Origin of the sequence: Polluticoccus soli (assembly GCF_029269745.1) — a bacterium.
Classification (GTDB): domain Bacteria; phylum Bacteroidota; class Bacteroidia; order Chitinophagales; family Chitinophagaceae; genus Polluticoccus; species Polluticoccus soli.
The window spans coordinates 799796-812506 of the sequence record NZ_JARJHT010000001.1 but is presented as its reverse complement, the minus strand read 5'-3'; the positions used below and the strand labels follow the sequence as shown (position 1 = coordinate 812506).

9 protein-coding genes are annotated in these 12711 nt (G+C 46.3%); 1 reads left to right on the top strand and 8 read right to left on the bottom strand.

Going from position 1 to position 12711, the window contains the following annotated elements:
- Positions 1-2: 2 nt before the first annotated feature.
- From P2W83_RS03690 to P2W83_RS03655, 8 genes are all read right to left on the bottom strand, one after another.
- Positions 3-956, bottom strand: coding sequence for a Rossmann-fold NAD(P)-binding domain-containing protein (locus tag P2W83_RS03690; protein WP_276132343.1), 954 nt, complete (start codon positions 954-956; stop codon positions 3-5).
- Entirely contained in the window at positions 956-2110 is a 1155-nt protein-coding gene (locus tag P2W83_RS03685; protein ID WP_276132342.1) for an aspartate aminotransferase family protein, read from the bottom strand. The genes P2W83_RS03690 and P2W83_RS03685 overlap by 1 nt, the downstream gene beginning before the upstream one ends.
- Before the next feature lie 11 nt (positions 2111-2121).
- Positions 2122-3102, bottom strand: coding sequence for an N-acetyl-gamma-glutamyl-phosphate reductase (gene argC, locus P2W83_RS03680; protein ID WP_276132341.1), 981 nt, complete (start codon positions 3100-3102; stop codon positions 2122-2124).
- On the bottom strand, positions 3092-4300 hold the full coding sequence (locus P2W83_RS03675; RefSeq protein WP_276132340.1) for an argininosuccinate synthase: 1209 nt from the start codon (positions 4298-4300) through the stop codon (positions 3092-3094). Before P2W83_RS03675 ends, argC begins: the two co-directional genes overlap by 11 nt.
- A 3-nt stretch (positions 4301-4303) precedes the next feature.
- Positions 4304-4966: a GNAT family N-acetyltransferase gene (locus tag P2W83_RS03670; RefSeq protein ID WP_276132339.1), complete on the bottom strand. Its 663-nt coding sequence runs from the start codon at positions 4964-4966 to the stop codon at positions 4304-4306.
- A gap of 406 nt (positions 4967-5372) precedes the next feature.
- The gene (locus P2W83_RS03665) at positions 5373-9134 is read right to left on the bottom strand and encodes an eCIS core domain-containing protein (RefSeq protein ID WP_276132338.1); all 3762 of its coding nucleotides are present in this window, start codon (positions 9132-9134) and stop codon (positions 5373-5375) included.
- A 67-nt stretch (positions 9135-9201) separates the two neighbouring features.
- Entirely contained in the window at positions 9202-10548 is a 1347-nt protein-coding gene (locus tag P2W83_RS03660; protein WP_276132337.1) for an ATP-binding protein, read from the bottom strand.
- Positions 10542-11984 (bottom strand): contractile injection system tape measure protein, encoded by a 1443-nt coding sequence (locus P2W83_RS03655; RefSeq protein ID WP_276132336.1) that lies wholly within the window; start codon positions 11982-11984, stop codon positions 10542-10544. Before P2W83_RS03655 ends, P2W83_RS03660 begins: the two co-directional genes overlap by 7 nt.
- A 127-nt stretch (positions 11985-12111) precedes the next feature.
- Here P2W83_RS03655 and P2W83_RS03650 point away from each other — a divergent pair, with 127 nt between their 5' ends.
- Positions 12112-12696, top strand: a complete 585-nt coding sequence (locus P2W83_RS03650) for a Pvc16 family protein (protein ID WP_276132335.1) — start codon at positions 12112-12114, stop codon at positions 12694-12696.
- Positions 12697-12711 lie beyond the last annotated feature (15 nt).

Genomic DNA, 12711 nt, shown 5'->3' with positions numbered 1-12711 from the left:
GGTCATTTCTGTTTTATAAGTTCAGCTAATACTGCTTGTGCTGCCCAAACCCTGTTTGCTGCCTGTCGCGTTACGAGGCTATTTGCACTATCTAGTAGCTCGTCTGATAATTCAATATTCCTGCGTACCGGTAGACAATGCATAACAGAAGCATTGTTTGTTTTGTCGATGTCAGTCATAGTCGGCATCCAGCCTGCATTAGTGCTCAGTATTTTGCCATAGTCGTTGTAAGAGCTCCAATTCTTGACATAGACGTAGTCAGCATTCTGCAACGCTTTATTCCGGTCGTATTCGATGGTCGCACCGTTTGTGTATTGCGTTCCAAGTTCATAGCCTTCTGGATGAGTGATTACAAAGTCCGCCGCATCCCATACATTCATCCATTCAGCGAATGAATTGGCCACACACTGAGGCAAAGGTTTGATATGTGGCGCCCATGTTAAAACCACCTTAGGTTTGCGTTTTTCCGTGAATGTTTCGCTTATGGTCATTACATCAGCAAGACTTTGCAAAGGGTGCAGTGTCGCGCTTTCCAGGCTTACAACCGGTATGCCCGTATACTTTTTGAGACTGCTCAATATCGCCTCACTGTAATCCGCATCCTTGTCTTGTAGTGTCGGAAATGAGCGAACACACAATACGTCGAAGTAGCTTCCCAACACCGGCGCAGCATCTTTGATGTGCTCAACGGTTGTGCCATTCATGACAGCCCCATCTTCCAGCTCCAGCGCCCAGCCTTCTTTGTCGATATTGAACACAATGGCGTCCATGCCCAGGTTTCGTGCAGCTATCTGAGTGCTCAGACGCGTGCGCATGCTTGGGTTCATGAACAGTAGGCCTATACGTTTTCCTGTTCCGATATGGCTATCCATAAGCGGATCAGATTTATACGCTAGTGCGTTCTTTACCAGCGTGTCTATCGACGGCACATCGTGCGCGGAAGTAAAATGCTGCATTATGCTACGTTTACTGGAGTTAATTCAGCAATGGCTGTTTTTGTTTTTTCAATAAATGCATCCATGTCAGAAGCAGAAATATTAAGTGCAGGCAACAGCCTGATCACATTAGGTTTCGCTTCGCCGGTAAATACTTTATGCTTGCCGAGGAGTTCTTTACGAAGTGCTGCTAACTCGCCCGGAACATCAAATCCTATCATCAAACCTTTGCCACGTACATTATGAAGCGTGTCGATCTCGGAGAGTTTATTCATTAGGTATGCACCGCTGTCCGCAGCCTGTTGTACCAGGTTGCTGTCATCTATTACTTCGAGTACTGCTAATGCCGCTGCACAGGCAAGATGATTGCCACCAAACGTGGTGCCCAGCATGCCGTGTTTGGGTTTGATGTGAGGCGCAATTGCTATGCCACCAACAGGGAAGCCATTGCCCATCCCTTTAGCCATGGTGTATATGTCAGCATTAGTACCCGAATGATCGAACGCATAGAACTTACCACTACGGCCATATCCACACTGCACTTCATCGGCAATACAGACTGCTCCATATTTGTCGCAGCAATTCCGAATGGTTTGCAGGAATTCATCTGTTGCAACGATTATGCCGCCAACGCCTTGAATGGCTTCTACTATGACAGCTGCGGTTTCATGACCCTGCTTGTCGAAGTACTCAGTCAGCGCAGTTGCATCGTTGAATGGCAGGAATACCACATTGTCAGTAGCATTTACAGGGGCAACTATCGATGCATTGTCGGTGGCTGCTACAGCCAACGACGTGCGACCGTGAAAACCGCTAGAGAATGCAACTACTTTCTTTCTTCCTGTATGAAAGGAGGCGAGCTTGATAGCGTTTTCATTTGCTTCAGCACCGGAGTTACAGAGAAATAGCTGGTAGTCTTCTTTTCCCGATACTTCGCCAAGCTTTTTCGCCAGCTGCTGCTGCAATGGTATCTGAATAGAGTTAGAATAGAAGGCTATCTGATCCAGCTGGTTTTTCAGTCTGGCAACAAAATGAGGGTGCGTGTGACCAATAGAGATCACTGCATGCCCGCCGTACATATCCAGGTATTGTATGCCTTCACTATCCCATACATAAGATCCTTGTGCGCGGGTGATGGTTATATTGTTTAACGGATAAACGTCAAATAAGTTCATCTTACTCGGTTTTAGAATGAAGTTGCTTTTAGTTTCAGTCCCATTGTCTCGTCGAGTCCGAACATGAGGTTCATATTCTGAACAGCTTGTCCGGATGCACCTTTCAACAGGTTGTCAATCGCTGCGTGTATTACAACATTGTCGCCCACCTTTTCAAGGTGCAGCAAGCACTTGTTGGTGCCCACTACCTGCTTCAGGTTGATCATTTTGTCGGAAACAGTTACAAACGGATGCTCCACGTAGTAATCCTTATACAGGTTTGCCAATTCTGCTAATGATTTGTCAGTTTTGGTGTAAGCTGAGATATAGATACCGCGAGTAAAATCGCCACGCCACGGCACGAAGTTGATCGATGCCAGGCTCGGCTGCAACGTTGTGAGCGTTTCTGTTATTTCGCCAAGGTGCTGGTGAGATAATGTTTTATACGCCTCTATGTTGTTAGCCCGCCATGTAAAGTGGCTGCTTTGTTGCAGTTTCTGTCCCGCGCCTGAAGAGCCGGTAATGCCTGTTGCGTGAACATCGTTGAGCAGACCATTGGCAGCCAGTGGCAATGTTGCCAGTTGAATAGCAGTCGCAAAGCAACCCGGGTTAGCGATAGCGTTTGCTTCCCTGATATAATCACGGTTTATTTCGGGCAAGCCATAGATGAACTGTCGTTGATCGATTGTAGCGTTTGCTGCCAGCCTGTGATCCTGCGATAGGTCGATGATCTTTACCTTGGTGGCGAATTTTGTTTGCTGCAGTTGTTCTTTTGCTTCGCCATGACCTACACACAGAAATACAACGTCGACATCATCGGTGATGTCTGAAGTAAACTCCAATTCAGTTTCGCCCAACAGGTCAGTATGAATGCTGTGTACAGGTTGTCCGCTCTGGCTTCTGCTATTGATGAATGCAATTTCTACATGCGGGTGATTCAAAAGCAGCCGCAGTGTTTCACCTCCAGTATAACCAGCACCGCCAATAATACCAGCCTTTATCTTATTGCTCATTGATTACTTCGTTTAAACTGTTGTTTACCGCATGGTAAATAGACACCTGGTTACCGAAAATTTTTGCAAAGCCTTTAACGTCGTTGCCGCTCCAGCTGTTGTTCATTTCGCCATATGCGCCAAACTTGTTGTTCATAAGATCGTGAGGCGTGTCAACACCTGTTACGATGAAATGGTAAGGTTGCAATGTGACAAATACCTTACCTGTCACATTCTTCTGCGTATCGTTGAGAAAACATTCGATGTTACGCATGGTTGGATCCAGCATCATGCCTTCATGTAACCAGTTGCCATACCAGCTGCTCAGTTGATCTTTCCAATACAGCTGCCATTTGGTAAGTGTGTGCTTTTCCAGCAGGTGGTGTGCTTTTATAATGATTAACGGTGCTGCTGCTTCGAAACCTACGCGACCCTTAATGCCAATGATGGTATCTCCGACATGGATGTCACGACCGATGCCATAAGGTTGCGCCATTGCCTGCAGTTGCTGTATCGCAGTAACAGGGTCAATATTTACATCGTCATCAATGCCACATAACTCACCTTTGTCGAAATGCAGTGTGATACTCTTTGGTTCATGCTGTGTTACCTGCGTAGGCCATGCAGTTTCAGGCAGGTATTGATCGCTGGCAAGCGTTTCCTTACCGCCAACAGATGTGCCCCAAAGCCCTTTGTTGATGCTGTATTGAGCTTTTTCGAAGTTAAATGCAACACCGTTTTCTTTCAGAAAGTTGATCTCTTCTTCGCGACTCAGTTTCTGATCCCTTATCGGAGTGATGATCTGCACACCTGGTATCACTGCCTGGAACACCATGTCGAAGCGCACCTGGTCATTGCCGGCGCCGGTGCTACCGTGTGCTACGTAGTCTGCGCCGATTAGTTTTGTATAGTCAGCAATAGCCATAGCCTGCACCATACGCTCGGCACTTACGCTTAGCGGGTACACGTTATTCTTCAACACATTGCCAAACACCAGGTATTTGATGCAACTGTCGTAGTAGTGCTGTGTTACATCTATCAGCTTAAAAGATGCGATGCCGAGTGCAAGCGCACGGCGTTCGATCTCCTGCAATTCTTCATCAGAAAATCCACCAGTTTGGATGGTTACTGCGTGCACTTCATATCCTGCCTGCGATAGTTGTACTGCGCAGTATGTTGTATCGAGACCGCCACTATAGGCGAGTACTAACTTCTTCATCGCTTATACTTTTTGTGTTTGTTTTTTACGGAATGGTTTTAAAAGCCTGATCCTTTTGATGCTGAGCAGGCGCTCGTGAGCTTTCTTTTTTTTGCTGAACTGCGCTGCTGTTTCCTCCGGTTTGTAATGATCCTGCGGATCGTACAGCATAGCAGTACACAAGCAGTTCTTCCTGTCCTTGCTCGTCAGTATGTCGTAGTTGACACAGCTTTTGCAGCCAGCCCAGAAGGCATCGTCCTGCGTTAGTTCGGAGTAGGTAACAGGCTCATAACCGAGGTCGCTGTTTATCTTCATTACTGCCAGGCCGGTAGTAAGCCCGAATATCTTAGCATCAGGATATTTGGTCCTGCTCAGTTCGAAGATCTTTTGCTTGATCTGTTTAGCTAGTCCGCTCTTTCGGAACACGGGCGACACAATGAGTCCGGAGTTTGCCACATACTCATCATGGCTCCATGTTTCGATATAGCAGAACCCAGCCCATTGGCCTTCAGTAGTCAGGGCGATCACAGCTTTGCCTTCCAGGATTTTGGTGGCAATATATTCAGGGGTGCGGCGGGCGATGCCGGTACCACGCGCTTTGGCCGAAGAAGACATTTCTTCGCAAATAGCGCTGGCATACCCCGTATGGCGGCCATCAGCCACCATTACGACGAAGTTTCCGTTCATTTTGAAAATGTTAAATAGCAGATACCATTGCCGTGGCTAAAACACAGCTAATGCATACGATTTTTGAAGATCCTAAGCGGATCTCTTCAACAGTCAGTTACCGTTGGAATACGTGAGTATCAACGTCGCACCCAGAAGGAAGTAGGGCGGAAACAAAAAACTGAAACTGTAGAGGTTCCAGCAAAAAACCCGTGTCCGGCGCCGGTTTGAGCCGGCAGCACTTCAGACAATATCAGGGAGGTTTTTTTCATCTTTTGACGTTGGTTCGAAAGAGAGTTGTAAAAATTTTTGCGATACAAAGTAACGGATAAATTACTTAATATAATCCAAAAATTTTTTTTCCTCATATTTGGGAGAGCGCAGTAACCCTTGACTGGCTTGGATTTCAGCGGATTGTAGGTTTCAGTTATCTGTTATTTCTTTTTGTCTTTGCCTTGTTTCTCTTATCGTCAGGTACAACGCCAGAAGAGATCAACTTGCCCGGGTTTTGTTTGTTGAGCGTTGTCATTAATATACCTATGTCGGCGATGCCGTTAGTGATCCTGCCTTTGTTCATCAGTGCGTCGAAGATATTTAGTGCACGGACTTTGCCTATGCCTGTAAGAGCCATAAATGGTGCAGCCCGCTCGTTGTCATTGTTCGCATTATCATTGAAAAGGTTCGCAAGTACAACAGGTGTTTTCGGACGCAGGCCTAGCTGGTATTTGGTCATGTCTCCGTAGCCGATATCGTTCGTTACGCCGCTGGACACACTTTGCTCGCCGCCAGATGCTCCTTTAACAGTGGCGCTGCATCGAAGTGAGTTTGGTACATATTGTTCTGCTGTCAACAGGTCTGTCACCTCCTGTATGTCCCAGCCAGACTGCCAGCCCGGTATGTCTGAGGCTTCCTTATCAGTTTCTCCTCGCAATATCCGGAGACTCATAGGCACACCGCGTCCCACCGCTACTGTTACACTGAATGACTTCATGTATCCAAATCTCGGACCACTACTGGTTGCTGCACCGCGCGCAGGACTGCCGTTAACAGCTGTTTTCACAGCGTCTTCAAAATTCAGCTGGTGGTTCTTGTTAGCGTCACGGTTGATAGGCGTCAGGTTGGCCCACGTATTGCCCGGTCCGCCGAGGTTATCGTTCAGCAGGTGGCCTTTCACATAGTAAGATCCACTGCCATCCTTCCGTACATTGATGTAGCTGAAGTTAGGCGAGTTCACCGCAGGCTCAGATCCTCGGTCAAAAGGTTTCTGTTTAAATATAACGGTTGCTGATGTGCCCCATTCTCCATGCAAACCACCAAAGAGGTGACCAGAGTTAGCGGTCGATGGTCCCAACGGTATTACTGCCATTTTCATTGCAAGGTCTACCAGCAACGTGTTGATCTCATTGACCTGCTGTGCTTTTTTGTTCTCGTCCACATGGTTCTCAGCTTGCTTGGCTTCTATCTGTCCGACTACCTGCAAGGATGGTCCAACTTGCGCGTCTGTCAAATTGTTATCGCGTTTTATGCCCGTTATGTAGTCGCGCACTGGCATTGGTGTTGTGGCTATCATCAGTCTTGGTGGTGAACCTGCAAAGTATAGTGTGTGTTGCACACCGTCCGTCGACCGGAGTTGCTTTCTCAATCCAAGCCAACCTGCAACAGACTGCACAACAAACCTGCCCAAACGTCTTGCGGTACTGATGATCCAATCTATGACGCGATCAAGTGCACGATCTATTGGCTGCCTGATGCGGTTAATAACGTTGGTGATGGCATCACTCACTCTGCCTAATCCTACCAATCGTGCCAGGAAGCTGATGACGAGCGTAAGCATACCAGCCATGGTTTGTTCTACACGGTTGGCTGCTGCTGCCAGATTGCCGGACGCGATGGCCATGATGGAGTTCATGAACGCCACGGCTACCTGCGTTATCTGTCTCAGTCTTTCGATAAAGAACATGATGGTATTGTAGATAGCGATGATAGCCTGTATAAAGGCACCTGCAGGGTTGAGGCTTGTAAGCAGTCTTGTAATAGCGGCTTGTACTATCCGTGTGCTCACAAATTCCATAATACCTTGCATCACCATTTGCTGCAGGTTGCTGATGGCTTCCTGTATCTTTTCCCATGCCGCTGCCGGACCCTGCGTTATGAGCGTCTTCACAATATCGAAAGTTGCTTCCATGGCCATTACTACGCGTTCGCCAACCGCACGCACCAGTTTTTGCCTGATATTCTGCCAAGTGAGTCCAAGCACTGATAGTACGAACTTGATGATCTCCATCACCGTCAGCGACTGCGGTATGTAAATATTGGCGCCAGACAGCGCTCCCGTTATCCACTGTATCAAACTGTTTCGTAAATGCGACAGGAAGCGTGACGCGAATTGCCTGAAGCCCATAATGCCTGCGCGAACAAGGTTGCCGATAAAGCCTATTGGATTGGCGAGGATGGACCGGAATGCGCCGGCTGCGCGTCGCAGGTATGGCATTGCGCCCGGTGCTACTACCGAGAATAGTATTTCCAGCAGATCCCACACGGTGTTGCCCGCCCATCTCATGAAGTCCATGATGAAGCTGCCAAACACACCAGCTATTTTTGCAAATGCCCTTGGTACCAATACAATATCCATCAGTTCGAGCGAGGTGAGCGCCCGTACAAATAGAGTTGGAATTTGTCTTACGAAGCCAAGCAAACCGGATAGAGCTCCCTGGAACCATGCCCATGCGCGTGGAATCGCGTTACCTTTCTTGATGTTCTCCCATATTTCTTCCTGGCCTATCAGCTTCATGAATCCGCCTATGAGTGTATCGGCTGTGCGTGGCACTGGGTCGCCGGTTATCGGGTCCTGGCCTAATACAGCCTTCAACAGATCGTAACCGCGCGTGCCTTCAGCCAGGCTAGCCAGCGGACGCAGTATTGCATCTTTGATGAAGACGATGATGTCTCGAACAAGGCTTGTAATAAAGCTGATAATGCGGTCTATCGGTTCGGTGAAAATGCGTTTGGCCCGATTCCATACGTCACCGAGATCGAAAATGTCAGTCCAACTTAGCGAATCAATAAACCTGTCGATAGCGTCACCGAATAGGCTTGCAGCCATTCCCAGCTCAGAGAATTTGCCCATCATCCAGTTGCCTACGCGATCGAGGATGCCGTGGTTTTGGAGTGCTTCGAAAATCAAGTTGCCGCCGGGTATCAAACCAATGATCCCGCGGAAGAGATTGATAGGGGTGCGCGGCACATCGCGCCAGTTTATTGGATTGACACCAATAATGAAAGTAAGCAGTGCAAAGCCTGGTATGTTGTTGGCCTTGTCTGCAAAGTAGTCTAAAACGTCTTGTATACCCAGGCCTTGTATGGCAGGGCCGGGGGGAGGACGTTGTGATATCTGTGGAATAGAACTGCGCTGTATTGCAGCACCTTGCTGTACCACGTGCGTCAATTCGTGAGCAAGCAATCGTTTACCCCCCGTTGTACCGGGTTGATATTGTCCCTGGTTAAAGTAGATATTGTTGTTGTACGCAAAAGCATAACTACCCAGAGCATTGTTCATTTGCGCTGCGGTGCGGTCGGTATGTATGCGCACACCACTAAAGTCCGCGCCGAAGCGCGGTTCCATAAAAGCTCGCGTTTTAGCATCCATAGGGCTGCCGCGCCCTGCTGTGCTATTGAGTTTGGCTTCAATATTTAATGGCCTTGCGGCCGGAGTATTTGTTGTTACTTTTCTTGTACGTTGGCATTGCACGCGTTTCATCGCGATGCGCGAGATGCGCATGGGATATACGATACCCGGATGCGCTGTTTTGCGTTTGATGCCAGTAGACGTTGGTGCGGAGACTGTTACGGCAGAATCTGGAGTAGTTACTACTTTTTCGGCAACACTATCTGCTTCTTGTTCGTATCGATCGTTTGGAGCACCAATTTCTATTTTGGTTTGAACAATTGGTCTTACAAAGTGTTCATTTACCTTAGGTTGTATAATGGTTTGCCGGCTTGGTTGCGCCGACAGTGTAGTGATGGTATTGTTCGCATTCACGAACGTATTGCTCAACTCCGGCTTAAGCTGGAGTGAATTGTTGTTACCCAAGAATGAGATCCTGGAAGGTGCAGAAACAGCCGGCTGTGCTTTTCGTTGCACAGTGTTCTTAGAAGCAGGCTTTGATATTTTAGCCGCGGCTGTTAGCAAGGTGATGGTGCGTTTTCAATTTTGAAATTACGAAATCTATTATCAGAATGGCAAGCTTTTTGTCATATTACATTGCCTTGCCTTCTTTAACGAATTCACGTTTAATACCTTCCATGAGATCTGGCAAAACAATTTTTTCTGCGTTGCGTGATAGTGCCATGAGCGAACAAAACCTGACAATGTTGATGATCGAACCACCACTTAGTTCGTACTGCTCGGCCAGTGCATCTATATTAATGTCAGCATCCAATTTCAATTTCTGTGGCAACATATTGAGCCAGAGTTTTTTGCGTTGCAACGCTTTTGGCATGGGGAAGTGTATGACCGTCTGGAAGCGACGGGCAAAGGCATCATCAATATTTGATTTGAAGTTAGTTGCTAAAATTACAAGGCCATTGTATTCCTCTACACGTTGCAATAAATAGGAAACCTCCTGGTTGGCATAACGATCATGCGCGTCCTTCACGTTTGTTCGCTTTCCGAATAGTGAATCTGCTTCATCAAAGAATAGTATCCAGCCTTTGTGCTCAGCTTTTTCAAATATTTTCGAAAGGTTTTTTTCTGTTTCGCCTATATATTTCGATACGATCATCGACAAGTCAACTCTAAACACTTCAAGATTGGTCAGTTTGCCGATCAGTGTTGCTGTAAGCGTTTTACCTGTGCCGGGTGGGCCATAAAACAAACAACGATGACCGGGAGTTAGTTTTGAGTTTAGGCCGAGTTCTGTATGCAGCAGGTGCCCGTGCTTTACCCAGGAACTGATCTCCTCTATCTGGTTCATCACATTGTCTTCCAGCACGAGGTCACTCCACGTTTGCTGCGTAGTGATCTTTTTTGCCGGAAGCCCGAGCGCAAAGCGTGAGCTATTGCTTTGTCCCGGCAGCAGTATTTCCAACAACTCCGAAGTGGGGTGAACAATAGCACTTGTCAACGGCTCGTGTGCCGGGCCATTTTCCAACGACAGAAAATTGTGCAGGAACAAGAGATGATTGTTGTTTAGCTGCGCCAGGTAATTCAGGCGAAGCTGTAAGTCGCTCCCGGCTAGTATGAATAAGATTGTATCCAGTGTTGGTAGCAGTCCACTGAAATTTGTTCCCGTTACACCGCCAAATTCGACGAAGCGCTTGTCGGTATTGCTATTGCGTATCATCAGCATGTCGAACAACTGAGGTTGCAATAGTGGAACTAACGATGCTGCCAGCAGTATACGATCTGCAAATCCCAGGTTATGGTCGACAACGAACTTGCTGTAGTTGTCGATAGGTTTGCGGATCGCCGGTGGTGGAATAGACTCAATAGAATTGTACTGTGTTTCTTGCGCGAAATACAGTCTCAGCCGGGTTTCCACTATTTTTGAGAGCCAGCTCAACTCGCTATTTACAGTCTGGGGTATTTTCATTGCTGTTACCATAGTACATGTATAAATTGTTCGGTCCATGGAAATTTCACTACGCTGAATCCCCATGGCAATTGTTCAAGTAATATATCAAATGCTTTTCGCTCTACGTGGAGTGTCCAGTTGTCGTCCTCCTTTTTCAGCGTACCGTTTCTTTGAAGAAAGGATTGCCGAAAACCGGTGATACTTGTGCCTCTCAAAGGTGGCCAGTTATTAATGACCGCGTTTAGTAAGGTCTCGCACATTTGTTTCTGAGCCTTGGTCAACCTCAATGTACCAGGGCAGGGCATCGCCATATCTATTCCGCAGAGTGCTTTATTCAGGGCCAGTAAGTGTTCTGGTGTTTTAGCCGATCCCGTCGCCAGGTATTGCAACATTTGCACTGCTTTTAGTTGGGCTGCAGGGCTACTAAACTCTTCATCCTTCATCAAGCCAATCTCGCTAAAGAACATTTGAATGTATGGAAACAGGATGACGAGGCCTGCATTGTCTACTGTGAAGGATGTTATGCCTGGATCGTTGTTCTTCTTTTGCTCTTTTACTACTGCTTTTTCTTCTGTGGGTGTTCCATTGGCCATTTGTCGTTGAGTCTGGATTGAGTCATTTCTGGTATTTGCGTGGCTATATTTTTTTTCCATCTCTCTGAATATCGTAACGATTTTTTCAGTGAGTATGTGTTTTTTAGGTATCGTCTTTAATTCGGAGACTATTTCTGGTAGTACAGATCTGTCAATTTTTAAGTGCGGTAATATCAAGACTTCCGAAAAATCCGTTAGGAATTCGATCTCGTTCTTAATTATCTCATGTTTTATAGCAAAAAGAAATGTTCTTTGAATCTGGCCCGGTTGCTTTGCGCCAACAAATTGGTACCAGGCAGTTAGTGCAAGCTTGAATGAGTTTTCTGCGATGAATGATGCGAATATCTCGTAAACCTGCTCCTCTGAAAATTGAAGAATGAATCGCCGCAGTGTTATTTCATTTTTTTCAAAAGCCTGCTTGAGTCTGTGCTGCGTCTGTATTTTGTTCTTTTTTAGAATATTAATAAGCAGTTTACCGGGCGAGGTATTCTTGTCGTGATGCCATGGCAACGTACCGGTCTGCAAAAAGTAGAGCAAAGTATCGAGGTCTTCTTCTTCGCTGTTTGCCTTGTTTTCCTTTGTTTGCTTTGTCCACAGTGGGTTTGGGAGGTGTTTTGCGAGCTCTGATTCCAGTTCTGATAGCAATTTGTCTGGAATGTCAGTCAGCGTGGTTTTGTCCAGGTCTATTGTGAGCGAATCTATCCGAATGATAGAATTGTTGCTATGTTTAGATAGCAATGAATCTATTTTTGGCAACAAATTGTTGTAGAAAATTTCTCTGGTTTCTTCTGTGGCTTTACGGCTGCCTTTGCCATTCACTTTGAAAGTAAAGTCCAAAAAAATTTTATCGATGATATTTTTTGCGGACCTCATTTATTTTCAATGTTTTAGATGATGATTGTGGTTTTGGTGTTTAAGAATTTCTTAATCAAAGTTTGAAATAATAAAATTGTTATCCTAATTTTCTCATCGAATCACCACACTGAAAACAGAGAGAGCGATGATAGATGTATCATTGAATTTCATTAAACGCATCCTAACTGCCCAGATCGAAGCGCGAACGACCGCTGGTCCGGATGTTGAAGTAGCAAGCCTTCCAAAGGATCCGGATGCTAACGACAAAGACAAAATACTTGTCACTCTTTTCAACGTAGAAGAAGACAAAACCTTTCGAAATCTTCCTGTTTATTCAGTTGATTCGGGCGATGCAACAAAGTTAAATCTGAAGAATCCCGTGGTCACTCTCAATTTATGGGTGCTGTTTACTGCGCAATTTGCAAAGGCACGCTATGAGAGTGCGCTCAAGTTCATTTCGCTACTCATTACGATCTTCCAGGGAAAGAATGTGTATGAGGATATGGACTTCACAGTTTCCGAACGCAACGCGGGGTTGGAGAAGATCATACTGGAGTTGAACTCGCCCAATTTTGATCAAAGCAACCAGATATGGCAAACGATGGGTAGCAAGATGGTGCCATTCGTTCTATATAAAATGCGATTGGTTGTTATCCTGGATAAGGAGGCACCGATCATAAGAAATACGCATATAGTTCAAGGAATAGATTTAACGTTATCGGACAGGTAGCAATATAGAGTTTTA